Source organism: Skermanella stibiiresistens SB22 (assembly GCF_000576635.1).
In the GTDB taxonomy this organism is placed as follows: domain Bacteria; phylum Pseudomonadota; class Alphaproteobacteria; order Azospirillales; family Azospirillaceae; genus Skermanella; species Skermanella stibiiresistens.
In genome coordinates, this window is sequence record NZ_AVFL01000002.1 from 69,584 (window position 1) to 93,817 (window position 24,234).

The 24,234-nt window shown below is 67.0% G+C and carries 23 protein-coding genes; 10 read left to right on the top strand and 13 right to left on the bottom strand.

From position 1 onward, the window contains the following. Positions 1–36: 36 nt before the first annotated feature. Entirely contained in the window at positions 37–1,263 is a 1,227-nt protein-coding gene (locus N825_RS02940; RefSeq protein ID WP_051511470.1) for an ABC transporter substrate-binding protein, read from the top strand. Positions 1,264–1,287: 24 nt separating this feature from the next. Here the strand turns inward: N825_RS02940 and N825_RS02945 are convergent, their stop codons facing one another. The 3 genes from N825_RS02945 to N825_RS02955 form a co-directional block, all read right to left on the bottom strand. Further along, positions 1,288–2,157, bottom strand: coding sequence for a hypothetical protein (locus N825_RS02945; RefSeq protein ID WP_037446817.1), 870 nt, complete (start codon positions 2,155–2,157; stop codon positions 1,288–1,290). A gap of 83 nt (positions 2,158–2,240) precedes the next feature. After that, on the bottom strand, positions 2,241–2,675 hold the full coding sequence (locus tag N825_RS02950) for a hypothetical protein (RefSeq protein ID WP_157618948.1): 435 nt from the start codon (positions 2,673–2,675) through the stop codon (positions 2,241–2,243). 115 nt (positions 2,676–2,790) lie between these two features. Further along, on the bottom strand, positions 2,791–3,138 hold the full coding sequence (locus N825_RS02955; protein WP_037446823.1) for a hypothetical protein: 348 nt from the start codon (positions 3,136–3,138) through the stop codon (positions 2,791–2,793). Between the two features lie 84 nt (positions 3,139–3,222). Here N825_RS02955 and N825_RS02960 point away from each other — a divergent pair, with 84 nt between their 5' ends. Continuing rightward, positions 3,223–3,435 carry a hypothetical protein gene (locus N825_RS02960; RefSeq protein ID WP_037446826.1) on the top strand — a complete coding sequence of 71 codons (213 nt, stop codon included), beginning with the start codon at positions 3,223–3,225 and terminating at the stop codon, positions 3,433–3,435. Positions 3,436–3,438: 3 nt separating this feature from the next. Here N825_RS02960 and N825_RS02965 read toward each other — a convergent pair whose 3' ends face one another. The 4 genes from N825_RS02965 to N825_RS02980 are packed head-to-tail and all read right to left on the bottom strand — an operon-like array spanning position 3,439 to position 7,974. Beyond that, positions 3,439–4,164, bottom strand: coding sequence for an ABC transporter ATP-binding protein (locus tag N825_RS02965; protein ID WP_037446828.1), 726 nt, complete (start codon positions 4,162–4,164; stop codon positions 3,439–3,441). Beyond that, positions 4,161–4,934: an ABC transporter ATP-binding protein gene (locus N825_RS02970; RefSeq protein ID WP_425423708.1), complete on the bottom strand. Its 774-nt coding sequence runs from the start codon at positions 4,932–4,934 to the stop codon at positions 4,161–4,163. Before N825_RS02970 ends, N825_RS02965 begins: the two co-directional genes overlap by 4 nt. A 2-nt stretch (positions 4,935–4,936) precedes the next feature. Further along, positions 4,937–6,781 (bottom strand): ABC transporter permease, encoded by a 1,845-nt coding sequence (locus N825_RS02975; protein ID WP_037446833.1) that lies wholly within the window; start codon positions 6,779–6,781, stop codon positions 4,937–4,939. A 20-nt stretch (positions 6,782–6,801) separates the two neighbouring features. After that, the gene (locus tag N825_RS02980) at positions 6,802–7,974 is read right to left on the bottom strand and encodes an ABC transporter substrate-binding protein (protein ID WP_037447652.1); all 1,173 of its coding nucleotides are present in this window, start codon (positions 7,972–7,974) and stop codon (positions 6,802–6,804) included. A gap of 558 nt (positions 7,975–8,532) precedes the next feature. Between N825_RS02980 and N825_RS02985 the strand changes: the two genes are divergently transcribed. Continuing rightward, positions 8,533–9,402, top strand: coding sequence for a phytanoyl-CoA dioxygenase family protein (locus N825_RS02985; RefSeq protein WP_198038159.1), 870 nt, complete (start codon positions 8,533–8,535; stop codon positions 9,400–9,402). A 15-nt stretch (positions 9,403–9,417) separates the two neighbouring features. Here the strand turns inward: N825_RS02985 and N825_RS02990 are convergent, their stop codons facing one another. From N825_RS02990 to N825_RS03010, 5 genes are read right to left on the bottom strand one after another with little or no spacing between them, the layout of a single operon-like run. Beyond that, on the bottom strand, positions 9,418–10,773 hold the full coding sequence (locus N825_RS02990) for an 8-oxoguanine deaminase (RefSeq protein WP_037446836.1): 1,356 nt from the start codon (positions 10,771–10,773) through the stop codon (positions 9,418–9,420). Positions 10,774–10,799: 26 nt separating this feature from the next. Next, the gene (locus tag N825_RS02995; protein WP_037446839.1) at positions 10,800–11,690 is read right to left on the bottom strand and encodes an efflux RND transporter periplasmic adaptor subunit; all 891 of its coding nucleotides are present in this window, start codon (positions 11,688–11,690) and stop codon (positions 10,800–10,802) included. Between the two features lie 15 nt (positions 11,691–11,705). Continuing rightward, entirely contained in the window at positions 11,706–11,900 is a 195-nt protein-coding gene (locus N825_RS03000; protein ID WP_037446843.1) for a DUF1656 domain-containing protein, read from the bottom strand. Positions 11,901–11,936: 36 nt separating this feature from the next. Then, the gene (locus N825_RS03005; RefSeq protein WP_051511471.1) at positions 11,937–13,949 is read right to left on the bottom strand and encodes an FUSC family protein; all 2,013 of its coding nucleotides are present in this window, start codon (positions 13,947–13,949) and stop codon (positions 11,937–11,939) included. A gap of 10 nt (positions 13,950–13,959) precedes the next feature. Beyond that, on the bottom strand, positions 13,960–14,445 hold the full coding sequence (locus N825_RS03010) for a MarR family winged helix-turn-helix transcriptional regulator (protein WP_063833622.1): 486 nt from the start codon (positions 14,443–14,445) through the stop codon (positions 13,960–13,962). Between the two features lie 324 nt (positions 14,446–14,769). Here N825_RS03010 and N825_RS03020 point away from each other — a divergent pair, with 324 nt between their 5' ends. Genes N825_RS03020 through N825_RS03030 form a run of 3 tightly spaced genes read left to right on the top strand, consistent with a single transcriptional unit; the run spans position 14,770 to position 17,151 of the window. Then, entirely contained in the window at positions 14,770–15,498 is a 729-nt protein-coding gene (locus N825_RS03020) for a dihydrofolate reductase family protein (protein WP_037446849.1), read from the top strand. Between the two features lie 49 nt (positions 15,499–15,547). Next, on the top strand, positions 15,548–16,000 hold the full coding sequence (locus N825_RS39630; RefSeq protein ID WP_037446852.1) for a hypothetical protein: 453 nt from the start codon (positions 15,548–15,550) through the stop codon (positions 15,998–16,000). Then, positions 15,997–17,151, top strand: a complete 1,155-nt coding sequence (locus N825_RS03030) for a PQQ-dependent sugar dehydrogenase (RefSeq protein ID WP_037446854.1) — start codon at positions 15,997–15,999, stop codon at positions 17,149–17,151. Before N825_RS39630 ends, N825_RS03030 begins: the two co-directional genes overlap by 4 nt. A gap of 24 nt (positions 17,152–17,175) precedes the next feature. Here the strand turns inward: N825_RS03030 and N825_RS03035 are convergent, their stop codons facing one another. Then, entirely contained in the window at positions 17,176–18,945 is a 1,770-nt protein-coding gene (locus tag N825_RS03035) for an allantoate amidohydrolase (RefSeq protein WP_037446856.1), read from the bottom strand. A 215-nt stretch (positions 18,946–19,160) separates the two neighbouring features. Here N825_RS03035 and uraH point away from each other — a divergent pair, with 215 nt between their 5' ends. Genes uraH through xdhC form a run of 4 tightly spaced genes read left to right on the top strand, consistent with a single transcriptional unit; the run spans position 19,161 to position 24,230 of the window. Beyond that, positions 19,161–19,544 carry a hydroxyisourate hydrolase gene (gene uraH, locus N825_RS03040; RefSeq protein WP_245612994.1) on the top strand — a complete coding sequence of 128 codons (384 nt, stop codon included), beginning with the start codon at positions 19,161–19,163 and terminating at the stop codon, positions 19,542–19,544. 18 nt (positions 19,545–19,562) lie between these two features. Continuing rightward, the gene (xdhA, locus tag N825_RS03045; RefSeq protein WP_037446863.1) at positions 19,563–21,026 is read left to right on the top strand and encodes a xanthine dehydrogenase small subunit; all 1,464 of its coding nucleotides are present in this window, start codon (positions 19,563–19,565) and stop codon (positions 21,024–21,026) included. Continuing rightward, positions 21,019–23,370, top strand: a complete 2,352-nt coding sequence (xdhB, locus tag N825_RS03050) for a xanthine dehydrogenase molybdopterin binding subunit (RefSeq protein WP_037447662.1) — start codon at positions 21,019–21,021, stop codon at positions 23,368–23,370. The genes xdhA and xdhB overlap by 8 nt, the downstream gene beginning before the upstream one ends. After that, positions 23,367–24,230 (top strand): xanthine dehydrogenase accessory protein XdhC, encoded by an 864-nt coding sequence (xdhC, locus tag N825_RS03055; RefSeq protein WP_037446866.1) that lies wholly within the window; start codon positions 23,367–23,369, stop codon positions 24,228–24,230. Before xdhB ends, xdhC begins: the two co-directional genes overlap by 4 nt. Positions 24,231–24,234: the final 4 nt, after the last annotated feature.

A 24,234-nucleotide genomic window follows, 5' to 3' on the forward strand; every position in this document is an offset into this window, starting at 1 on the left:
TGGCTGCCGAAGACCATATGAGGGAGTGAACAGGCAATGCCCTTTCGTAACGTCGCGCTGATCGGGGCGGTTTTCGCGGCTCTATGTCTGGCGGGTGTGGCCGTGGCGGACGATGGGACCGTCGTGCGGATCGGCGTGCTGAACGATGGTTCCGGCCCGTATTCCGACCTCTCGGGACTTCGGTCGATGGCGGCGGCGCAATTGGCCGTGGAGGATTTCAACGCGTCGTCGCCGGGCGGCGAGCCGCCGTTCCAGGTCGAGATCCGCTACGCCGATCATCAGAACAAGGCCGATATCGGCGCCGAGATCGTCCGCCGCTGGGTCGACACCGAAGGGGTGTCGGCGGTGGTCGATGTCCCCAACACGTCGGTCGCCCTCGCGGTCAACGAGATCATGCGCGACCGCGACCGCGTCTTCCTCGGCTCCAGCGTCGCGTCGTCGGATCTGACCGGCCCCAAATGCGCCGCCACCACCGTGCAGTGGACATTCGACACCTGGGCACTGGCCAATGCCACTGGATCGGCGGTGGTCGCCGATGGGGGCGACAGCTGGTTCTTCCTGACGGCGGACTACGCCTTCGGCCAAGCGCTGGAGCGGGACGCGTCGGATGTCGTGCGGCGAAGCGGCGGCAAGGTTCTGGGGAGTGTGCGCCATCCGTTGGGGGCGCCGGATTTCTCCTCCTTCCTGCTGCGCGCCCAGTCCTCGGGCGCCAAGGTGATCGGGCTGGCCAACGCCGGGGGCGACGCGGTGACGGCGATCAAGCAGGCGCGGGAGTTCGGCGTCCTGAACGAGGGACGCTCGCTGGCCGGCCTGCTGGTCTTCCTGTCCGATGTCCACAGCCTGGGATTGGAGACGGCGCAGGGCCTGCGCTTGACCGAGGCGTTCTACTGGGACCTCAACGAGAGGACCCGCGACTGGAGCCGCCGATTCGCCGAGCGGGTCGGCGGATCCATGCCGACCATGAACCACGCGGGCGTCTATTCCTCGGTCCTGGCCTATCTGAACGCGGTGGCCGCGGTCGGGCCCACGGCCGGCGGAACCCGTGTGGTCGACCGGATGAAGGAGACGGCGATCGACGATCCCCTGTTCGGCCCGGTCACGATCAGGCCGGACGGCAGGGTGATCCACGCCATGTACCTGTTCCAGGTCAAACCGCCCGAGCGGTCCTCGCAGCCCTGGGACTATTACGATCTGGTCTCAACCATCCCGGCGGAAAAGGCGTTCCGTCCGATCGAGGACGGGGGTTGTCCACTGGTCAAATGATCCGCCGGATCGGTGGCGGAACCGTCACGGAACGGTCGGTCCCGCCGCCGGGATATGGGGGCCGAGGCTGCGGCGGTGGTGCTCCACCGAGAAGACGTGGCTGTACAGGTTGGCGATCCAGTTCTTGCCCGAACTGGTCAGCTCCAGATAGCGGAGGCCAGCGCCGACGAAAGGTTCGATCCGGGTCCAGAAAAACTCCGGGTAGTGGTCGACCAGATCGGCGGGCGAGCGATAGCCCAGCCGTTCGGCGACTCCGGTCTCCAGGAACTCGTAGTAGAGGCCGGAGATCTTGCGCAGGTACATCGGATCGGCCAGTTGCCCGATCAGGTCGGCGGCGCGGACCAGACCGGGCTCCGTCTCCACCGCGTCGTGGTCGCCGTCGTTCGGCACCGGGAAACGGGTCAACTCGATGCCGCGTGTCACCCGCTCCACGTCGATCTCGGCGTCGCCGCCGAACCGGGCGCGGACGAACATCTTCGACCGCTCCACATGGTAGGGCGCCAGGAAGGCGTCGGTCGAGCCCCGCGGCAGGCGGATCGAGTTGCCTTGCGGATCGATGACGCAGGTATCGGCGGTGTCTCCCGGAACCACGCCCCGGACATAGCCGATATCATGGGTCATCAGCGCCAGCAGGAAGTGGACCCAGTCGACCGGCGTCACCCGCTGCGAGATGATCCGGCCGCGCAGGATGTCCTGACCGACCAGGGTCACCATGATGGTGTGGTGGACGTCGTGGTAGAGCGCGTCGCTGTTGGCGATCCGCTCCACCGCGAGGCGCGCGGCCGAAGCCAGGAAATCCGCCCGGTGAGGCTCGCGGCCACCGAACGTGTTGCGGTAGACGTCGCAAATCTCCTGCCCGAACGCCTCCGCCGTCAGCGTGGTCAAGTCGAACATCGGCAAGCTCCCACAGGGCGAGGCGCGTCACGTCGCGGTGACACGCCATGATATACCCCGAGGGCGCCCGGGGGAAAGGAAGCTCAGGCGGCCCAGGCGCGATGGACGCGGGCGGTCTCATCCTCCAGGAACGCGTCCTCGTCGTCATAGGACGCCAGCATGCCGAGGTCGTCGACCAGGGCGAAGAAGGCGGGCGGCGGGCGCTTGCCAGCCTTGCGGCGGACCAGGGCCGCCAGCAGGGGACACGCCTCCTCGAAGTCGTAGGTCGTCAGGGCGGCCAGGATGGTGGCGATCTGCTTGGCGTTGGCGGCCTGTGCCGTGCCGGTCAGCGGCAGCTTGACGGCGGCGGACAAGTCCGCGACGGTCACGATCCGGCGCTCCCGCGCGGCGGCGACCAAGACATCGTGCGCGTCCAACGTCCTGCGGATCGTCTTGTCCTCGCGCAACTCGGCGAGCAACGGGGCGTCCTCGGGAAGCCGGCGGGCCAAGCGCAGGGCCAATGTCAGCTTTGAAACCATCTTCAGCTCCTCTCCGCGGGGATTCTGTCGGGAATCCGCCAGATTTCACGTGTCGGCGAAGGAGGAGCAATTGGCGTGCCGCTTTAGCCGTGTTAGGGGACACCCGCCGTGGGGATCACCGGCCGTAGGGATAGCACCGGGTATCGAACGCGACGCGCAGGTGGCGCGCCAGGATCGAGTAATCCTCCATGAAGTTGGGGAAGGGCGAGCGGTTGGCGTAGGCGACGCCGACATCGATCCGCTTGGGCTGGATCATCGCGGTCGAAACCGGTTCGGCGTTGCGGTCGCGCAGCGAGAAGAAGCGGACATCGGCGAAGTCGCCGCGCGGGATCGCCCGCCGATCGGTGATGTGCTTGGCGAAGTACTTGGCCACGGCATGGTTCATGCGGAAACTTTCCCAATCCGCTGTCGCCTGGTCGATCAACTCGACCCAATAGCGACCCTCCACGGTCGAAAGGAACATTTCAAACCTTCCTGGGTGACATACTCTGGTACCAAACGTTATTGGCCGGACGATATGGTATCGCGGCGACTACAGGAATAGGAAATGCAGAAAGCCAGATTGAAGCGGGCCGCCAAGGCCCTTGGGGAGATGCCGCTGACCGCGTCGCACGAGAACGGCGAGGTCCAGCCGTTCAGTCTCCGAACCTATCTCGAGGAGATGCTGGTGGACGAGGCCAGCTCCAGCGTGGATATCGACCAAGTCCTGGAGCGGATGGTCGAACTCGCCATCACCTCCTATAACGAGGATGTCGATTAGCCGTCACAGGGTCAGGTAGGCGCGCCGCACCGCCTCGTCGGCGGCGAGTTCCCGCATGGTGCCGCCGAAGCGGATGCGGCCCTTCTCGATGACGTGGGCGCGGTCGCTGACCAAGCCGGCGAAGTGCAGGTTCTGCTCCGACAGGATGATGGTCTGCCCTTCGGCCTTGAGGCCGATGATGGCGTGGGCCATCATCTCGACGATCCGGGGTGCCAGCCCCTCCGACGGCTCGTCCAGCAGGATCGCCAGCGGATTGCCCATCAGCGTGCGGGCGATGGTCAACATCTGCTGCTCGCCGCCGCTCATGCCGCCGCCGAGCCGCCCGCGCATCTCCGCCAGGTTGGGGAACAGCGTGAACAGCCGCTCCGGCGTCCACTCCGGCGCGCCCTCGCGAGGGCGCTGGCGCCCGACCTCCAGGTTCTCCATGACCGTCAGATCGGTGAAGATCCTCCTGTCCTCCGGCACGTAGCCGAGACCCAGCCTCGCGATCTCGTGGGGGGCGCTGCGCGAGATGTCATTGCCGGCGAAGGTGATCCGCCCGCGCCGGTCGTCGACGAGGCCCATGATCGACTTGAAGGTCGTGGACTTGCCGGCGCCATTGCGCCCGATCAGCGCCACCACCTCGCCGCGCCCGGCCTGGAGCGCCACGTCGGACAGGATGTGGGCGCGGCCGTAATAGGCGTTCAGCGCCTCGACGGTCAGGATGGCGTCGCTCGTCGAACCCGTCATGGCGTCTTTCCCCCGGCGTGGCCGTACATAGATCCACTGCCGAGATAGACCTCCTGGACATGGGGATTTGCGCGGACGGCCGCCGGTGGACCTTCCGCGATCAGCTCACCCCGGTTCAGCACGATGATCCGATCGGCGTGGGTGAAGACGACATCCATGTCGTGCTCGGTGAACAGCACCGCGATGCCACGCTCCCGGACCAGATCCGCCGTCAGCGCCATCAGGTCGATCCGCTCGGCCGGGGCCATTCCGGCGGTCGGCTCGTCCATCAGCAGAAGTCGGGGTTCGCCCGCCAGCGCCATCGCCAGTTCCACCCGCTTGAGATCGCCATAGGCCAGCACGCCGCAGGGCCGGCTGGCCTGGGACGCCATGCCGACCCGGTCGAGCAGCGCCAGGGCGGCGTCGGCGTGGCGGCGGGTCGCGCGCGTCCACAGGTCGTGGATGTTCCGGTGGTGCGACAGCAGGACCATCTGGATGTTCTCCAGCACGGTCATCGAGCCGAAGGTGGCGGTGATCTGGAAGGTGCGGCCAACCCCCATCCGCCAGATCCGGCGCGGCGACTTGCCCGCGATGCTGACGCCCGCCAGCCTGACATCACCGGCATCGGGGCGGATCTGACCGTTCAGCATGTTGAAGCAGGTGGTCTTGCCGGCGCCGTTCGGGCCGACCAGCGCCAGCAACTCGCCCGCCTCCACCGAGAATCCGACTCCCTTGACCGCCTGGACGCCGCCGAACGACTTCGTCAGGCCGGAGACTTCGAGGACCGCCACGCTCAAGCCTCCTTCCGCCGGAAGAAGGGCAGCCGCGCCAGCGTCCCAACAATGCCTTGCGGGAAGATCACCACGAGCAGGACGATGGCGACGCCGAGCGTCAGCCTCCAGTGGTCGGTGTACCGGACCATCTCGGTGTTGAGCGCATGGAACACGGCGGCACCGACCAGCGGCCCGGTCAGCGTCTGGACACCCCCAAGCAGCACCATCACCAGCCCATCGACCGAGCGCGGGATCGCCATCAGGGTGGGGAAGACGCTGCCCTTGGAATAGGCGTAGAGCCCGCCGGCCAACCCGGCGAAGGCTCCGGCGACGGTGAAGGCCAGCCATTGCAGGTGCCGAACGTCGATGCCGACCGCGTCCGCCCTCAGCGGCGAATCCCGGCCGGCGCGCAGCGCGTAGCCGAATGGCGAGAAGATCACCCGCCGCAGCATCAGGACGCCGCCGGCGCACAGCACCAACGATAGATAGTAGAACGCCCAGCGTGGTGACGCCCAGCCGTCAGGCCAAACGCCCAGGATGCCGTTGTCGCCTCCCGTCACCGCGTACCATTGGAACGCGATCGACCAGACGATCTGCGCGAAGGCCAGCGTCAGCATCGCCAGGTAGACACCCGACAGCCGGACGCAGAACCAGCCGAACAGCAGCGCTCCCAGCCCCGCGAACAGGGGAGCCGAGACCAGCCCGGCGACCATACCGCCCGACAAGTGCTTGACCAGCAGCCCCGCGCCATAGGCTCCCAGACCGAAATAGGCCGCGTGGCCGAACGACACCATGCCGCCTGGTCCCATGATGAAATGCAGGCTGGCGGCGAACAGCGCCAGGATCATCATCTCGGTCAATACCGCCAGGGCGTAGTCGCCAAACAGCGCGGGCAAGGCCGCCAAAACCACCAACAGGCCAACCGCCGCCACGCGTCCCATCATTCCGGAGGCGTGGATGGGGGCCTCCGGCACGTGTCCAGCACCGCGCGCCGTCGCCTGCTGGCGCCCCATCAGGCCATGGGGCCGCACCACCAGCACGACCGCCATGAACAGGAAGACGACCACCAGGGTGATCTGGGGAAAGACCAGGATGCCGAAGGCCTGGATCAGGCCGATCAGCACCGCCGCCAGGAAGGCGCCACCGACGCTGCCCATGCCGCCGACCACGACCACGACGAACGCCTCGACGACGATGTTGATGTCCATGTGCAGGTTGACCGCCTCGCGTGGGATCTGCAAGGCGCCGCCCAGTCCGGCCAGCAGGGAACCAACGAACAGGACGGAGGTGAACAGCCAGGTCTGGTTGATGCCAAGCGCCGCCGTCATCTCCCGGTCCTGGGTCGCCGCCCGCACCAGCGTGCCCCAGCGGGTGCGGTGGAACAGCAGCCAGAGCAGGCCCAGCACGATTGGACCCAGTGCTATCAGCAGCAGCTCGTATTTCGGGAATGGCCGCCCCAGGATGCGGACGACGCCCTCCAGGCCCGGCGCCCGCGGTCCCAGCAGGTCCTCGGGTCCCCAAATCAGCAGCGCCACATCCTGCACGATCAGGACGACGCCGAAGGTGGCGAGCAGCTGGAAAAGCTCCGGTCCTCGGTACAGCCGCCGCAGCACCAGCAACTCCATCACGACGCCGACCACCCCGGTGGCGACCGCCGCCAGGGCGATGGCGCTCCAGAACCCGACCGCGCCGCCCATTCGCTCGGCCAGCGTGTAGGCGAGATAGGCGCCCAGCATGTAGAACGAGCCATGGGCGAAATTGACGATCCGGGTGACGCCGAAGATGATCGACAATCCCGCCGCGACGAGGAACAGCGACGACGCCTGGGCGAGGCCACCCAGGAACTGGACGAGATAGAAACCCATCTGTGCTGATTTGGCGTGGGTTACTGCGGACGGCGCTTGAGGACGACGTCGTCGGCCGGCAGGTAATCGGCGCCGTCGGCGTAGGTCCACTCGATCATGGTACCCTTGCCGTCCTTGACCGCGATGGTGCCGACATAGGCACCCATGGTGGCCTGATGGTCGATGGCGCGATAGGTGATCTGGGCGAAGGGGCTGTCGACCTTCAGTCCCTTCATGGCGTCGACCATCGCCTCGGTTTCGGTCGAGCCGGCCTTCTCGATGGCGGCGGCGATCGACTTGATCGTGGTGTAGCCGACGATCGAGCCGAGCCGCGGGTAGTCGCCGTACTTGGCCTGGTAGGCGTCGAGGAAGGCCTTGTGCGCGGGGGTGTCGATCTGGTCCCACGGATAGCCGGTGACGATCCAGCCGGTTGGGGCCTCGCCCTTCATCGGGTCGAGGTATTCCGGCTCGCCGGTCAGCAGGCTGACGACCGACACGCCGTCGAACGCGCCGCGCGTGGTGCCTTCGCGAACCAGCCGGGCGAGATCGGGGCCGAAGGTCACGTTGAAGATCGCTTGCGGCTCCGCCGCCGCCAGCGCCTGCACGGTCGATCCGGCGTCGATCTTGCCCTGCGCCGGCCATTGCTCGGCGACGAACTCGACGTCCGGACGTTTCTCCTTGAGCAGCTGCTTGAAGATGGTGACCGCCGACTGGCCATATTCGTAGTTCGGCGCCACGGTGGCCCAGCGCTTCGCCGGCAGCGCCGCCGCCTGCTCGACCAGCATGGCGGCCTGCATGTAGGTCGAGGGGCGCAGGCGGAAGGTGTAGCGGTTGCCCTTCTCCCAGGTCATCGCGTCGGTCAGCGGCTCGGCCGCCATGAACAGCTTCTTGGTGCGCAGCGCGTAGTCGCTGACCGCCAATCCGATATGGCTGAAGAAGGTGCCGGCGAGCACGTCGACCTTCTCGTTCGACACCAACTCGTTGGCGACGCGCACGGCGTCATCCGGCTTGCCGCCGTCGTCGCGGGAAATCACCTCGAGCATCCGACCGCCCAAAACCCCACCATTGGCGTTGATTTCCGCCACCGCCAACTCCCAGCCGTTGCGGTAGGGCAGGGTGAAAGCGGGCAGGCCGGTGTAGCTGTTGATCTCGCCGATCCTGACCGGCTCGGCGGCCGCGGCGCCGCCGGAGGCTTCCGTCACGATGCCCGTCATGATGGTTGCCAAGGCTATACCAGCGACACCTCGGAGCAGGTGGGTGAGGACCGTCCGGCGGGAGCGGGTTTTGGGTGAGTCCAGCATCATCGACTTCCTGTTCCTAATGGCCGTCGCCGGAACTTGGCAATTCCCGTGCCCGGCGGGTGGTGTGTCCCTGTGTATCGCCGCTGGCCGGTGTGATCCACTATTCTATTCCATTCGGGGGCTGACGTGGCGGCTAGGCCCCGCGATCGGATGTAATACCTCGTAAAAACCCTTCGTGGCTCTGTGTTAACCATGACATTGTGGCGCCTTGACCAGTGAAGATAAAAAAATATGGCAAGTACATGTTTTGTGGAGATGACTTAATTCAAGTTTTGAAAGTTTTCGACCGTGACGAGCTTGGATTGTTACATGGTGAAGCTCCAATCGAGGCAGGGAATGCGCGCCTAACCCTGCCATTAGCCTGCCAAGATGGATATTACTTTCTATATAAACACTGTGGAAAAGGGGCCAAGCGGTGATCTGAACGGTTTATCCGCTTTCAGTTTGAACATTAGCCAAGGATCAGGTCCGGTGCTGAACAAGGAACAGATCGCAGCTTTCCAATCCGAGGGGTATTTGGTGCTGCCACGTTTCGTTCCAAAATCCGACTGCTCGGCGCTGCTGGACTATTCGCGGGCATTGGCCGCCCAATTGGCTTGGGAAGTCAGGCGGATGGCGTTCAACCCCAGGGTCGACGACATCGAACACGAGGGCTACTTCCTGACCTCCGGCGACAAGATCAGGGTCTTCCTCGATCCCGAGCGGCATGGCGCGGCCGCGATCCCCTATGGCGCCAGGGAGCCTGGATGGCAGGGAGTGGACAAGATAGGCCACGCGCTCCACGACCTCGATCCGCTGTTCGACGGCTTCTCACGGGATAGGCGGCTCGCCCGGATCTGCGATCAGCTCGGCATGTCCGAGCCCTTGTTGCTGCAATCCATGGTGATCTTCAAGCAGGCGCATACCGGCGGCGAGGTCAAGTGCCACCAGGACGCGACGTGGCTCTACACCGAGCCATCCAGCGTGCTGGGCTTCTGGTTCGCGCTGGAGGATGCCAATGTCGATAATGGCTGCATGTGGGTGGAGCCTGGCGGCCACCGGCGCGGTCTGCTGTCGCGCTACCGCCGGGTTCCCGATGGCGGCGCCAAGCTGGAGCGGATCGGCCCCGAGGATGATTTCGCCTCCGCCGATTTCGTGCCGCTGGAGGCCCCCGCCGGCACACTGATCGTGATGCATGGCCTGACGCCCCATCGCAGCGGGCCCAACCACTCGCCGCAGCCCCGCGGCGCCTATACCCTCCATGTCATCGACGGCGCCTGCGACTATCCCGACGACAACTGGCTGCGCCGACCCGAGGACATGCCGCTGCGAGGATTCGGCACGGTCGCGGCCACGGTTTGACGTCACGGCTCGCCGTCAGAGGGATGCCGTCATCCGCCGGCTGATGGCTTGGTGGATGCGGACCAGATCGCCGATCTCCAATCCGGCGATCCGGCCATTCTCGACCGTCCAGCGGCCCGCGATCATGACGTGGTCGGCGCGGTGGGCTCCACACAGGACCAAGGCCGCCAGTGGGTCGCCGTGGCCCGCGAAGCGCGGCTCATCCAGCTTGAACAGCGCCAGATCGGCTTGGTAGCCGAGGGCGATGGTCCCGAGATCGCCGCCGCGGCCGATGCAGGCGGCGGAACCCTGGGTGGCCCAGCGGAGCGCGTCGCGGTGGCTGACCGCCGACACGCCATACCTCAGCCGTTGCAGCAGGAAGGCGGCTCGGACCTCCTGGATCAGGTTGGAACTGTCGGCCGACGACGAGCCGTCCACTCCGAGCCCTACCGTGACCCCGGCGCTCTCCATGCCGTGGACCGGGCAGGTGCCCGACGCTAAGACCTGATTGCTGCACGGGCAGTGGGTGACCGCCGTGCCGGCCGCCGCCAGACGGTCGATCTCGGCGGGGGTGAAATGGATGCCGTGGGCCAGCCAGACCCGATCGTTGAGCCAGCCGCATTCCTCCAGATAATCCAACGGGCGGTGACCCATGGTCTCCAGGCAGAAGGCGTTCTCGTCCTCCGTCTCGGCCAGATGGGTGTGCAGGCGCACGCCCTGCCGGACGGCCAGTTCCGCCGTCTTGACCATCAGCGAGCGGGTGACCGAGAATGGCGAGCACGGTGCCAGCGCGATCTGGACCATTGCCCCGTTGCCGTCGGCGTCGCCCCGCTCGTGGTGGCTCTCGATCAGGCGCTGGCTGTCGGCCAGGATGGTGTCCTCGTCCTGCACCACGCTGTCCGGTGGCAAACCGCCGTCACGCTCCGACAGGTTCATGGAACCGCGCGTCAGCACGGCGCGCATGCCGAGCCGGCGCGCGACCGCGACCTCGACATCGATCGCGTTCTCCAGCCCCGCCGGGAAGACGTAGTGGTGATCGGTGGTCGTGGTGCAGCCCGACAGCATCAATTCCGCCATCGCGACCGTGACGGCCGATTCCAGCGCCGCTTCGTCCAGCCGCGCCCAAACGGGATAGAGCGCCTTCAGCCAAGGGAACAGCTCCTTGTCCAGGGCGGCGGGCAGGGCGCGGGTGAGTGTCTGGTAGAAATGGTGATGCGTGTTGATCAGCCCTGGAACGATGACGTGCTCGCCGGCGTCGAAAACCCGATCCGCCGGCGTCACGGGTTCGCGGCCGGCGGCGACGAGTTCGACGATGCGGCCCTGGTCGATGACGACACCGCGCTCGGCGCCGTCGGCCAGGATGGCGAGGGGGTCCTTGATCCAGAGCCGCATCGGCTGAGCCTCTCTCGAAGTTGCTGTCAGGGTGCCTGTTCCGCAGTCATTGGATCGGTCAGGACGGTGACGGTCGCCGTAAGGCCTGCCCGGGGCTGCCATCCCTCCGGCAGGTTGTCCAGCGTGATCCGGACGGGTATCCGCTGGGCCAGCCTGACCCAGGTGAACGTCGGGTTGATGTTCGCCAGCAAGTCCGGGCTGGCGCTGCGCTCCCGGTCCACGATACCGCTCGCGATGCTGTCGACATGGCCTTCGAAGGTTTGCCCCAGCCCCATCAGCGCCACGGCGACGCGGGCGCCGGGAGCGATGCGCGGCAGCTTGGTCTCCTCGAAATAGCCTACGACATGGAACGAGTTGCTGTCGACCACCGCCAGCGCGGCGCCGCCGGCTTGGACGTAATCGCCGACATGGAGCTCCAGGTTGGTGACGTAGCCATCCACCACGGCGCGGACCTCCGTCCGTCGCAGGTTGAGCTTGGCGAGTTCCAGGTCGGCTTGCGCTTGGCGGTGGCTGGCCTGGGTGATCGCGTAGGCGGACTCGGCATTTTCCCGGTCGGAAACCGAGACGACGTTGGAGCCGAGCCGCTGCTGGCGTTCCATGTCGCGCTCGTGCTGCGCCATGTCGGCGCGGCGGCTTTCCACCATCGCCTCGGCCTGCGCCACAGCGATGCGGTAGCGGTCCTGGTCGATGGTGAACAGCACGTCGCCGCGCCGGACATGCTGGTTGTCGCGTACGGCGATGCTGGCGACCATGCCGGAGACATCGGGCGCCACCTGGACCACATCGGCGCGGACGCGGCCGTCGCGGGTCCAGGGCCGCTCCATGTAATAGTCCCACATGTACCAGCCGACGATGGCGGCGAGGGCGACGACCACCAGGGTGATCGCGACGCGGGCGAGGGAGATTTTGGATTTCATGTCGATGTTTTTCCGTTAGCCAATCGCCGACACCACGCCACCCAGGACGATGATGAACAGCGCCGCGTCGAACAGTCCGCGGTGCCAGATCCAGCGTGACGCACCCAGCCGATCGATCCCCCGCCGCAGCAGCGACCAGATCACCAGCGCCAGGATCGCCCAGCCGAGCATCGGCGTGATGTACACGCCGGCGATGTCGAGTTCTTTCATGTCACATGTTCTTCGCTGGGGCGGCGGGGCCCGATCTCAGGCCGGCCGCTGGAAGTGGACGAGCGCCTGCCGGATGCCGAACAGCGACAGCAGCACCTCGGTGCCGGCGTCACCGGTCTCCATCGCGGACAGCCGCGCGACGGCGGCGTCCAGGACGCCGCGAAGTTCCTCCACCGAACGCTCTCCGCCGGAACTGGCGAAGTGGCCGCCGACCGCCGCCAGCACGCGCGACAGTTCCTCGGCGGCGCCTTTCGGCAAGGCCGAGCGGTCGCGGCGGAGCGCCAGTAGATTGAGGCCGACCCGCAGCCCCGCCAGCGCATCGCGCATCAGGTCGCGCCCTTCCGGCTCGGCGGAGACCAGGGCCAGCCGCGGCACCAGTCCGCTGAGCCGGTCGTACATCCGCCCCTCGAAGCGGTGGCGGTCCAGCCTTGCGTCGCCTGCCGCCAGCCGGGCCAGATCGTGGCGGATGGCGGCCATCAGGCGGTGGACCGTCCAGTCCGCGCCCAGCGACCGAACCAGCTTGAGCGCCACCACCGCCGAACCGAGACCGACCACCTGGGCGATGCCGCCATTGACGAAGTCGGCGTAGTCGATGGTGAAGCTGTTCTGGAGCGCCAGCGTGGCCGCCGTGGTGATCAGCACCGGCAGGGCGACCGGAAAATGCAGCGGCGACGCCATGGCCGCCGCCAAGGGGATGAAGACGGGCACCAGCACCAGGACCAGGATGGGAAAGCTGGTGACGGCGGGCAGTACGAAGAGCAGGTAGCCACTGGCGATCACCATGGCGACGACCGCGAGGTTGAGGAACTTGGCGGTCGCCTGGGCGGGATTGTCGAGCGTCGCGAACAGGCTTGCTCCCACGGCGCTCATCATCGCGGCCAGATAGCCGTGCGACCAGCCGGTGGCGATCCAGAAGCCGACGCAGAGCGCCACCGATACCACCGCCGCGACACCTGACAGGGCGGCGGCCAAGTGGTCGCGGTGAAGCGATGGCACGCCTTCCCGCGAGGTGACGCGGGCGCCGGTCTGGATGGCGGCGCGGAGCTTGCCGCTTTCGTCCCAATACGTGATCAGGTCGCGGACCCGGGCCAGCAGCGACCGGACCAGCAAGGCGTCGGCGTCGCGCCGGATATCGGTGTCGCTCGGCGCCGCCGCGTCGATCCGGGCGAGCAGGCCGTCGCGGACAGCGTCACCGCCCGTCGCGTTCGAGGCCTCCCCCGGACCCTGGATCCAGGCGGAGACGTCGCCCAGCAGCGGTCGCAATCCGTCGGCCAAGTCTGGCCGGTCGCGGCGGAGCGCCACCAGCCGGTCCTGTGTCGACACCACGTTGGACAGCAGCATCTGAAGGCGTCTTTGCAATCGGCGCACGCCGGCCTCCGCCGTCCGCATCTCGGGCGTGTCATAACTGGCGTGGACCCGCAGCGCGTCCAAGGCGGCGGCGTTGACGATCAGCCGGTGCCGGTCGGCCTCGGCGGCGGCTCCCGTGCTGGCCTCGGTCAACACGTCGGCGCTCCAGCGCCCCGCGTCGTCCAGCCATGCCGTCAGGCGGCCCATCAACTGGGTTCCGACGCGCTGGGGAAACACGACTTGGCTGACCACGACCATGCACAGGATGCCCAGGATGATCTCCTGGCAACGGGCGATGGCGGTGTCGAAGATCAGGTACGGCGTGTCGACCACGGGGAAGGCGATGATGCCCGCCGTGTAGCCGGCCAGCATGAAGGCGTAGCTGCGCGGCGTGCGGTCGAGCACGGTGACATAGACGCAGAACCCGACCCACAGCGCCATGAACAGGCTGAGCAGTTCCGGCGATCCGCTGAAGGTGGTCGTCGCGATGACGGCGACGACCGAGCCGATGACCGTGCCAAGCACCCGATACGCCGCCTTCGACATGACCATGCCGGTGTAGGGCTGGGCGACGATGAAGACGGTCAGCATCGACCACGACGGGCGCGGCAGGTCCATCGCGAAGGCGATGTACAGGGCCAGCATTGAGGCGCCGAACGCCTTGGCCGCGAACAGCAGGTTGCGGGTGTCGAACAGGAACATGGGTCGGCGGTCAGCCTTCGACCCGCTTGATGGCGTGGACCGCCACGTCCAGCGCCTCCGGGTCGAAGCTCTGTTCGATCCGGTCGAAGGTGCGCAGCGCCGAGGCGATCTCGTCGTCCAGCACACCCATCATCAGCCGCCGGCGGATGGCCGCCGCGACGCCGTTGACGCCGTCCAGGACATCCAGCCCACGCTCGGTCAGCCGCACCACCTTGGCGCGCCGGTCGGTCTCGTGATCGAACCGTTCGACGAGGCCGGAGGTTTCCAGCGCGTCGAGCAGGCGGACCAGCGAGGCGCCCTCGATATCCAAGGAGGCTGCGAGATCCTTCTGCTTCGCCTCGTTTCCCATGTGGGACAGGTGGAGCAGCGGCATCCAGGTCGCCTCGGTCAACCCATAGGGCCTCAGGCCATCGTCGATTTCCCGGCGCCATCGCCGCGCGATCCGCGCCAGCCGAAATCCGAAAGCCGCCCTGAGATTGGCGGTGTTGGTGTTCATGAACTCAACCAAGCTAGCTTATTATTAGGATGCTAACATATTGGTCGATCTACGCGGCGTTCAAGCATATGGGAGTGTCTGAACGGCGCCAGTACCGGATTGCAGCCATGCTTCCGGTGAATGGGGTCAGCCGGAGGATCCGGCTGTTGTCAGCCGGCTCTTCCTCTGGGCACCACCGCCGGGCATTCATGAGCCTCGGTCACAAGATCACGCGTGATTTCACGTCTGATCATCACGGGACATTCACCTATATACCTGCCATGCCCGAGGTGGTCGCCACACAGGCTTTCCACGCCTCCCCATGAATTATCGAGACATTTCGCCATGCGCCCTCACATTATCTGCCATATGGAAACCTCCCTTGATGGCCGGCTTCATCCCAGCCGTTTCACGGCCGCCGCCGCTGGCATCCCGGCCAAAGTGTTGAAGGGACATTACGAGGAGGTGGCGGGCCGATTCGACGCCGATGGCTGGATCGTCGGCCGGAAGACGATGGCCGAGATGGCTAAGGGTCCGGAGAGGACGATCGCCGACGCGCCCAGCGTGGCGCGTGAACCTCATGTCGCCGATCGGCATGGCCGGAAGCTCGCCATAGCGATCGACCCATCTGGACGGGTGCGTTACGGCAAGGACCATGTCGGTGGCGATCACATCGTCGCCATCCTGGGTGAGGAGGTTTCGGACGCTTACCTCGCCGAACTCCGGGAAGACGGGGTCTCATACATCTTCGCCGGGCCGAAAGGCGATGACCTCGCAGGGGCCATGACCCAACTCGCCACCGTCTTCGGCGTCAAGAAGCTGCTCTTGGAAGGCGGCGGCGGCATCAATGGCTCGTTTCTCAAGAACCGGCTGATCGACGAGTTCAGCACCCTGATCTTTCCAGCGGTCGATGGCTTGGCGGGAGTACAGGCGATCGTCGATTATCACGGCGAGGATGGCGAGCGCCCCGGTGCCGGGCGAGCGCTTCGGCTGATCGGCTGCGAGGTCCTGGAGGGTGGAATGGTCTGGCTCCGTCACGCGGTGGAAGCGGCACCGGACACCGCCAATCCATGACCATGGGGAAAGGCGAGAGGATCGTCCCAACGCGGCGTCGGGGATCCTGATGAGGCGTGGTCTCCGGCTCGTCGCCGCTTTCCTCGCCGCCGTCCTGGTGACGGCGGCCGCTGGAAGCATCGTCCAGACCCAGATCAACTTGGCGGCGCTCGCCCGGTTCGACGTGCCCTTGACCGCGTCGTTGCGGGCCGCCACCACACTCCAGGACCTCGTGACCTTCGGCCCGGTCATGGCCGCCATCGCCGCCGCCGCACTCCTGCCGGCCCTTCTCGTGGCCCATGCGGTGGCCAAGGCGCTGCCGCCCCGTTGGCGCACGCCTATCCTGGGCGCCGCCGGTGTCGCGGGTTTATGGACGGCCTTTTCGGTGATGGGCTACTTCACGCCGATGCCGACGCTGGTGGCGGCTGTCCGGGGTCCGAGCGGGCTCGCCCTCGTGTGCGTGACCGGTGCGTTCGGCGGGTTCGTCCACGCGCGCCTTTCACGGTCGGGAGTTCGACCATGAGGAAAGCCGCTCGCCGTGCCATCGCGTTGCTGACGTTGGCCGCGGTTCCAATCCTGCCGCTGACGAATACCTCCCAGGCGGAGGAGGCCGTCCCTCACGCGGATGCTTCAACCCATGTCGTCGAAACCGTCGCGGCTGGGCTCGATCACCCCTGGTCGGTGGCGATCCTGCCCGACGGGCGGCGGCTCGTCACGCTGCGCCAAGGACAATTGCTATCCATCGCGGCGTCTGGAACGCGCTCGTGGATCAACCTCGACGGTCTCCCGCCGATCCATCGCGAGGGCACCAGCGGTCTCATGGAGATCGTGCTCGATCCCGATTTCCCCGGAAATGGTCTGGTATATCTGACCATGTCCCATGGAGAGACAGGCGCCAACGGAACCCGCCTCGTTCGGGCCAAGCTGGCGGAGGATCGCCTCGAGGACATCCGCATCCTGTTCGACTCGACCCCCAAGGCGAGCGACGGGAACAATGGTGGTCGCGTCGCCTTCCTGCGGGACCATACGCTGATCCTCACCCTGGGCGACGGCAACGTATGGCGTGAAGAAGCGCAGAACCTGTCAAATCATCTCGGCAAGCTGGTGCGGCTCGACCGGGAGGGAAATCCGCCAAGCGACAACCCCTTCGTGGGAAATCCCGACGCGGCACCGGAAATCCTCAGTCTCGGTCATCGCAACGTCCAGGGCGTCACCGTCGATCCCGCCGACGGCTCCCTCCTGATATCGGAGCATGGCCCACGTGGCGGCGACGAGATCAACTTGATCCGTCCGGGGGGCAACTACGGCTGGCCGATCGTCACGGGCGGGCTCGACTACTCGTTCGCGAAGGTCAGTCCGTTCCAGCGGCTGGACGGCTATGAATCACCCGTTCTGGAGTGGACCCCGTCGATCGCTCCGGCTGGTCTGGCCATCTACGATGGCGCGCTATTTCCCGAGTGGCGAGGCGACCTGCTCGTGCCGGCGCTCAAGGAGCGTGGCGTGCGTCGGATCAAGCGCGAGAATGGCCGCATCATCGGACAGGAAATCCTGCTCGCCGACCGGGACGAGCGCATGCGCGACGTCAAGGTCGCGCCGGATGGCTCCATCCACATCTTGACGGATGGCCCAAACGCCAACCTGCTGCGACTGACGCGACCAGTACCGACCCAATGACGGTCGGTGTGGGAGTTGCCCGGTCTACCGGAGGGAGGAGGCGTCGAACCGGCGGATGAAGTCGAGCAGGACGCGGACGGTCAGGTCGGCGTCCTCGACGGTGATGGATTCGGCGGGGTTGTGGCTGACGCCGCCGCGGCAGCGGGTGAACAGCATCCCAACCGGGCAAAGTGAGGCCACGGCCATCGCGTCGTGACCGGCGCCGCTGGGGAGGAGACGGGGCGTCACGCCAAAGCGTTCGACCGAGGCGGAGATTTGGGCGATCAGGGCCGGGTGGCAGGCGGTGGCCGGCGCCTCATGGCCCTTCTCGATGGCAACGGTCAGGCCGCGGCGTTCCGCGATGGTCTGGAACCCTGTAGCCATGGCGTCCAGCGCCGTCATCCGCATGGCGTCGTCCGGCGAGCGGATGTCGATGGTAAACCGGGTGCCGCCGGGGATCACGTTGATGGCGCCGGGCATCGCCTCGATCTTGCCGACAGTCGCGACCAGATCGGCGATTTCCAGGGCGTGGCGCTCGACCGCCAGGATCATCTCCGCCGTTCCGGCCAGGGCGTCGTGGCGGAGGTTCATCGGCACCGTTCCGGCGTGGCCAGCCATGCCGGTGACCGTCACCGTGAAGCGTGACGCGCCGTTGATGCCGGTGACGACGCCGACGCCCAGGTTCTCCGCCTCCAGCACGGGCCCCTGCTCGATATGGGCCTCGACATAGGCCAGCACCGTCGCGGGGTCACGCGCCGCGCCGGGGATCGCGTCGGGGTCGCCGCCGAACGCCCTCAAGGCTTCGGCGTAGCCGATGCCGGCGGCATCGGTCGCCGTCAGGGCCTTGGGATCGAAATGGCCGGCGAGCGCGCGGCTGCCGGTCAGGGTGACGGGGAAACGGACACCCTCCTCGTCGCCGAAGCCGATCACCTCGATGGCGAAGGGAAGGCGCTCGCCGCCGCGGTGTAGTTCGGCCACGGCGGCGACACCGGCAAGGACGCCGAAATTGCCGTCATAGATCCCGGCGTTGCGGACGGTGTCGATGTGGGAGCCGATCAGCAGGGCTGGGAGGCCCGAAGTGGCGCCCTCGTAGCGCCCAATCACGTTGGCGGCAGCGTCGAGCCGCGTGGTCATTCCGGCCTCGGTCATCCAGGCCATCAACTGGTCGGCGGCGGCGCGGTGCTCCGGCGTCAGGAACAGACGGGTCATGACGCCGGGTTCGGAGGTTATCGTGGCGAACCGGGCGAGCCTGTCCATCAGGGCTTCGCCAAACGTCGTGGCGGGCGCCAGTTGACGTAGGCGGAGCAGGGCGATGCGCTCGACCTGGGCCAGCGCCGTTTCGAACTCCTGGTCCGGCGTGTTGTGGATGCGCCGCTCGAAGGCGTCGAGGATGTCGGCACGGCCAAGACCCCGGACCGCGATGATGAAGGGGAAACCGAACTTTTCCTGATACGCCTCGTTGAGGGTCTGGAGACGATCGAACTCCTCGGGCGTGCAGCGGTCCAGGCCGGCGCCGGCCTGCTCGGAGGCGCTGTCGGCGGTCAGGCCGCCGGCGACCGCGAGCTTGCCCGCCAAATCCGGGTGGGCCCGGAGAAGGGCCAGTTGGCGGTCATGACCGGCGGCTCGCACCGCCGCGCACATGCGGGCGTGGATCGTCTCGATGTCGGCGTGGGGCAGGGTGGGGTCGGCGGCGAGGGCGGTCTCGGCGACCCAGGGCGAGTGTTCGAAGATACCGCCATGGCGCGCGACGAAAGTGACCGCGTCTTGATCAGTGGCTTGATCCGTGGGCGGATTTTTCGAATTATCCGAAGACATCGGTACCCTTCCCCCAATAACATCAATCGGCGAGCATCGCTTCCAAGGCATCGCGATGTGACCGTAACGCCATCGGGGGCGATCGATCTTCCGGAAAGTTTTGAAACTGTTCACGGCCAAGGAAGGTCGACGGCGGGAGCGGCTTGGTGAAACATTCATCCAAGAAACTCCGCGAACCGATAACAAGTTGAAATCAGGCGAGCAAGGAGAGACAAATGGTAGCGGACATGGAAGCCTCCCAGAGTGGCGGACGGCTGACGACCCACGTCCTGGACACCATGCACGGCAGGCCGGCGTCGGGAATGGCGGTGACGCTGTTCCGAATCGACGGGGACCAGCGAGAACAGGTCGCGGCGACCAAGACCAACACGGATGGACGGTGCGACACGCCGCTGTTGGCGGGCGACGATTTGCGGCCCGGCATCTACGAGCTGGTGTTCCAAGTCGACACCTATTTCCGAAAACTGGCGGTCGACCTGCCCGTGCCGCCCTTCCTGGACTGCGTCCCGCTGCGCTTCGGCGTCGCGGACTCCAGTTTGCATTACCATGTCCCGCTGCTGGTCAGTCCGTTCGCCTACTCGACATATCGCGGCAGTTGAAGCCATGGGAGGTGCTTGATGCGGGATAGGGTGAGGTTCCTCCTGGGGAACGAGACGCGCGAGCTCGCCGAGGTCGATCCGACCTTGACGGTGCTGGACTGGCTCCGGCTCGACGAGCGCAAGACCGGCACCAAGGAAGGCTGCGCCGAGGGCGACTGCGGCGCCTGCACGGTGGTGGTCGGGCGGCTGGACGGTGATGTGGTGCGCTACGAGGCGGTCAACGCCTGCATCCGGTTCGTGGCGACCCTGGACGGCTGCCAAGTCCTGACGGTCGAGCACCTGCGGGAGCCGGACGGCGCGCTGCACCCGGTCCAGCAGGCCATGGTGGACTGCCATGGCTCGCAATGCGGCTTCTGTACCCCCGGCTTCGTGATGTCGATGTTCGCGCTTTATCAGGGAAGCGACGAGGCTCCGTCGGGGTCCCAGGTGGACGACGCCCTGGCCGGCAACCTGTGCCGCTGCACCGGCTATACGCCGATCGTCGCGGCGGCGGGGCGGATGTACGAGCTTCAAGGGCCGGCGGCCGATCGGTTCGCCGGCGTGGCCGAGCGGTTGGCCGCCCTTCGGGATGGCGAGACGCTTCGGGTCGGCGCCGCTGGCCGGTGGTTCCTCGCCCCAGCGACGGTCGAGGCCTTCGCGGAGCTGCTGGCCGAATACCCTAACGCGCGGATCGTGTCGGGGGCGACCGATGTCGGATTATGGGTCACCAAGTTCCAGCGGGTGCTGGACGTGGTGGTGTATACCGGCCGCATCCAGGGTTTCCGCGACGTGCGCGACACCGGCGACGCCCTGAAGATTTCGGCGGGCGCCACCTACACGGATATCATCGGGCCTGTGGGCGCGCTGTATCCGGACTTCGGCGAATTGATCCGGCGGATCGGCGCCGTCCAGGTCAGGAATGTCGGTACCATCGGTGGCAACATCGCCAATGGCTCGCCAATCGGCGACACGCCGCCGGCGCTGATCGCCGCCGGCGCCACGCTGGTGCTGCGCTCCTCGGAGGGGCGGCGGTCGATGCCGATCGAGGACTTCTTCATCGATTACGGCAAGCAGGACCGGCGCGCCGGCGAGTTCGTCGAGAGCGTCATCCTGCCCAAACCCGCGCCGGGCACCCGGTTCCGTGCCTACAAGATCACCAAACGTTTCGACCAGGACATCTCGGCCGTGTGCGCCTGCTTCTCGGTGCGGATCGACGGCGGCGTGGTCGCGGAGGCCCGGATCGCGTTCGGCGGCATGGCGGCGACGCCGAAACGGGCCACCCACGCGGAGAAGGCGCTGATCGGTGAGTCTTGGGACGAGGCGACGGTGCGGCGCGCCATGGTCGCCTTGAGCCAGGACTTCACCCCGCTGACCGACTGGCGGGCGTCCGCCGCCTACCGCATCACCGTGGCGGCGAACCTGCTGATGAAGCTTTATGTCGAAACCACCGATCCCGACGCCGACACGCGTCTGGTCGGCGACCGGAGGCTGGTCCATGCCTGATGTGCCCGAGAGTGGTTCCGAGGGGATCATCGCCGAACGCATATCCGGTGCCGTGCATTCCGACCGCCGGCACGACAGCGCCCACAAGCACGTCACCGGCGAGGCGGTCTATATCGACGACATCCGAGAGCCGGCCGGGTTGCTGCATGTCTACCTGGGGCTCAGCGACCGGCCGCACGCCAAGCTGGTGTCTCTCGACCTGTCGAAGGTCGAGACGGCCCCCGGTGTGGTTCGCGTGATCACGGCGGCCGACGTGCCGGGCGTCAACGACGTCAGCTGCATGGGCCGCCACGACGAGCCGCTGTTCGCCGACGACCTGATCGAATACGCCGGCCAGCCGCTGTTCGCGGTGGCCGCCGAGACGCGGGAGCAGGCGCGCCGGGCGGCCCGGCAGGCGGTCGCGGTCTATGAGGACCGTGAACCCGTCCTGACCCTGGACAAGGCGCGCGACGCGGCCATCGTGGTGTTCCCGCCGATGACCCTGCGGCGGGGTGACGCCGAGGCGGCCATCGCGGAGGCTCCGCGCAGGTTGGAGGGCCGCATCGCGATCGGCGGCCAGGACCACTTCTACCTCGAGGGCCAGATCGCCATGGCGATCCCCGGCGAGGACGACGAGGTTCTGGTCCATTCCTCGACCCAGCATCCCAGCGAGGTCCAGCACATCGTCGCCCATGTGCTCCACGTCCCGGCCAACGCCGTTTCGGTCGAGGTCAGGCGGATGGGCGGCGCCTTCGGCGGCAAGGAGACCCAGGCCAACCTGTTCGCGGCGACGGCGGCGCTTGTCGCCAAGAAGACCGGACGCGCCGCCAAGCTGCGGCCCGACCGCGACGACGACATGGTGATCACCGGCAAGCGCCACGACTTCGAGGTCGACTACCGCGTCGGCTTCGACGATGACGGGGTGATCAAGGGCGTCGAGTTCCTGTTCGCGGCGCGCTGCGGCTTCGCAGCCGATTTATCCGGGCCAGTGACCGACCGCGCGCTGTTCCACTGCGACAACACCTATTTCTACGAGGCGGTGACGGCGTCGTCGCTGCCGCTGAAGACCAACACGGTGTCGAACACGGCCTTCCGCGGGTTCGGCGGCCCCCAGGGCATGGTCGCGGCGGAGCGGGTGATCGAGGAGGTCGCCTACGCCGTCGGCAAGGACCCGCTGGAGATCCGCAAGCTGAACTTCTACGGCGGCGAGGGGCGCGACCTGACGCCCTATCACCAGACCGTCGAGGACAACATAGCGCCGGAACTGGTCGCCGACCTGGAGGCGCGCTGCGACTATCAGGTGCGCCGGGCCGCGATCCGCGAGCATAACGCGAAAGGTGGCTGGCTGCGGAAGGGAATCGCGCTGACACCGGTCAAGTTCGGCATCTCGTTCACCGCGACCCAGTACAACCAGGCGGGAGCGCTGGTCCACGTCTACACCGACGGCACGGTCCACCTGAACCACGGCGGGACCGAGATGGGGCAGGGCCTCTACGTCAAGGTCGCCCAAGTCGTGGCCGAGGAGTTCCAGATCGACATCGAGAAAGTCCGGGTCACCGCGACCACCACCGGCAAGGTGCCCAACACCTCCGCCACCGCCGCGTCGTCCGGCGCCGATCTGAACGGCAAGGCGGCGCAGAACGCGGCGGCGACGATCAAGGAGCGGCTTATCGCCTTCGCGGTGGAGAACTGGGGCGTGCCGCGCGAGCAGATCGTCTTCCTGCCCAACCGGGTGCGGATCGGCAATCAGGAGATCCCGTTTGGCGATCTGGTCCGGACGGCCTATATGGCGCGGGTCCAGCTGTCGTCCACCGGCTTCTACAAGACGCCGGAGATCCATTGGGATCGGGCCGCCGGGCGCGGCAAGCCATTCTACTACTTCTCCTATGGTGCCGCCGCGGCGGAAGTCACGGTCGACACGCTGACGGGCGAATACCGCGTCGACCGGGTCGATATCCTGCACGATGTCGGGCACTCGCTGAACCCAGCGCTGGACCGGGGTCAGGTCGAGGGCGGCTTCATCCAAGGTATGGGCTGGCTGACCATGGAGGAGCTGTGGTGGGACCTCCGGGGGCATCTGCGGACCCACGCGCCCAGCACCTACAAGATCCCGGCTTGCGGCGACCGACCCCGGATCTTCAACGTCGACCTGCTGGAGAACGGCCGGAACCGCAAGGACACGATCTACCGCTCCAAGGCGGTGGGCGAGCCGCCGCTGATGCTCGGCATGTCGGTGTTGCACGCGATCTCCGACGCGGTCGCCAGTGTCGCCGGCCACACGGTCTGCCCGCGGATCGACCCGCCGGCGACGCCGGAGAAGGTGCTGGCCGCCATCGAGGCGCTGCGGGCGCTGAAGCCGGCATGACCAGCGATCTGGCGCCAGCCCTTCGCGCGATGCTCCGGCGCGGCGAACCGGCGGCGCTGGTGACGGTCGCCGACGCGCGGGGCTCCACCCCGCGCGAGCAGGGGGCCCGCATGCTCGTTGGGGTGGACAGGACGGTCGGGACCATCGGCGGCGGGCGGCTGGAGTGGGACGCGATCGAGCGCGCCCGCGCCCTGGCGATGATGGCGGCCGCGGCGGGCGAGACGGAGGTCATGGTCGACGTGCCGCTGGGGCCGGCGCTGGGCCAGTGCTGCGGCGGCCACGTCCGTCTGCGGCTGGAACGGGCCGACGACTCCGTGCTGGAGCGGATCGAAGCGGAGGAGCGCGCGGTGTTGGAGGCTTTGCCGCGCGTGCAGGTGTTCGGCGCGGGGCATGTCGGCAAGGCGATCGCCTCGGCGCTGGCGCCGCTGCCGTTCGATGTTTGGTGGATCGACGGGCGGGCGGAGGAGTTTCCGGCTGTCATGCCCGGACCGAACGTGCGGCGGATCGTGACCGACGCTCCGCTGGACGTCGTGGCGGAGGCTCCCGCTGGCGCTTGCCATCTGGTGCTGACCCACCTCCACGCGCTGGATTTCGAGATCACCGAGGCGATCCTGCGGCGGGGCGACTTCGCCTATGCCGGGCTGATCGGATCCGCCACCAAGCGGCGGCGTTTCGAGCGGACCTTCACCGCCCATGGCGGCGACGCCCGTGTCCTGCCGCGGCTGACCTGCCCGATCGGATCGGCCGCCTTGCGCGACAAGCGGCCGCCGGTGATCGCGGCGCTGGTGGCCGCCGAACTCTTGATAACATTGACCAAAGCGTCCAAAGAGGCACGAGAACCCGCCGACGCCGAGGTTTAAGGGA

Bases quoted from the DNA above. Each gene is read 5' to 3' on its own strand.
- N825_RS03000 (WP_037446843.1), bottom strand. From the start codon at position 11,900: ATGAAAGAACTCGACATCGCCGGCGTGTACATCACGCCGATGCTCGGC.
- uraH (WP_245612994.1), top strand. From the start codon at position 19,161: ATGGTAGCGGACATGGAAGCCTCCCAGAGTGGCGGACGGCTGACGACC.
- N825_RS02965 (WP_037446828.1), bottom strand. From the start codon at position 4,164: ATGACGGGTTCGACGAGCGACGCCATCCTGACCGTCGAGGCGCTGAAC.
- N825_RS02945 (WP_037446817.1), bottom strand. From the start codon at position 2,157: ATGTTCGACTTGACCACGCTGACGGCGGAGGCGTTCGGGCAGGAGATT.
- N825_RS02960 (WP_037446826.1), top strand. From the start codon at position 3,223: ATGCAGAAAGCCAGATTGAAGCGGGCCGCCAAGGCCCTTGGGGAGATG.
- N825_RS02990 (WP_037446836.1), bottom strand. From the start codon at position 10,773: ATGCGGCTCTGGATCAAGGACCCCCTCGCCATCCTGGCCGACGGCGCC.
- N825_RS03030 (WP_037446854.1), top strand. From the start codon at position 15,997: ATGAGGAAAGCCGCTCGCCGTGCCATCGCGTTGCTGACGTTGGCCGCG.
- N825_RS39630 (WP_037446852.1), top strand. From the start codon at position 15,548: ATGAGGCGTGGTCTCCGGCTCGTCGCCGCTTTCCTCGCCGCCGTCCTG.
- N825_RS02955 (WP_037446823.1), bottom strand. From the start codon at position 3,138: ATGTTCCTTTCGACCGTGGAGGGTCGCTATTGGGTCGAGTTGATCGAC.
- N825_RS02975 (WP_037446833.1), bottom strand. From the start codon at position 6,781: ATGGGTTTCTATCTCGTCCAGTTCCTGGGTGGCCTCGCCCAGGCGTCG.
- N825_RS02950 (WP_157618948.1), bottom strand. From the start codon at position 2,675: ATGGTTTCAAAGCTGACATTGGCCCTGCGCTTGGCCCGCCGGCTTCCC.
- xdhC (WP_037446866.1), top strand. From the start codon at position 23,367: ATGACCAGCGATCTGGCGCCAGCCCTTCGCGCGATGCTCCGGCGCGGC.
- N825_RS02995 (WP_037446839.1), bottom strand. From the start codon at position 11,690: ATGAAATCCAAAATCTCCCTCGCCCGCGTCGCGATCACCCTGGTGGTC.
- xdhA (WP_037446863.1), top strand. From the start codon at position 19,563: ATGCGGGATAGGGTGAGGTTCCTCCTGGGGAACGAGACGCGCGAGCTC.
- N825_RS03010 (WP_063833622.1), bottom strand. From the start codon at position 14,445: ATGAACACCAACACCGCCAATCTCAGGGCGGCTTTCGGATTTCGGCTG.
- N825_RS02940 (WP_051511470.1), top strand. From the start codon at position 37: ATGCCCTTTCGTAACGTCGCGCTGATCGGGGCGGTTTTCGCGGCTCTA.
- N825_RS02980 (WP_037447652.1), bottom strand. From the start codon at position 7,974: ATGACGGGCATCGTGACGGAAGCCTCCGGCGGCGCCGCGGCCGCCGAG.
- N825_RS03020 (WP_037446849.1), top strand. From the start codon at position 14,770: ATGCGCCCTCACATTATCTGCCATATGGAAACCTCCCTTGATGGCCGG.
- N825_RS03035 (WP_037446856.1), bottom strand. From the start codon at position 18,945: ATGTCTTCGGATAATTCGAAAAATCCGCCCACGGATCAAGCCACTGAT.
- xdhB (WP_037447662.1), top strand. From the start codon at position 21,019: ATGCCTGATGTGCCCGAGAGTGGTTCCGAGGGGATCATCGCCGAACGC.
- N825_RS03005 (WP_051511471.1), bottom strand. From the start codon at position 13,949: ATGTTCCTGTTCGACACCCGCAACCTGCTGTTCGCGGCCAAGGCGTTC.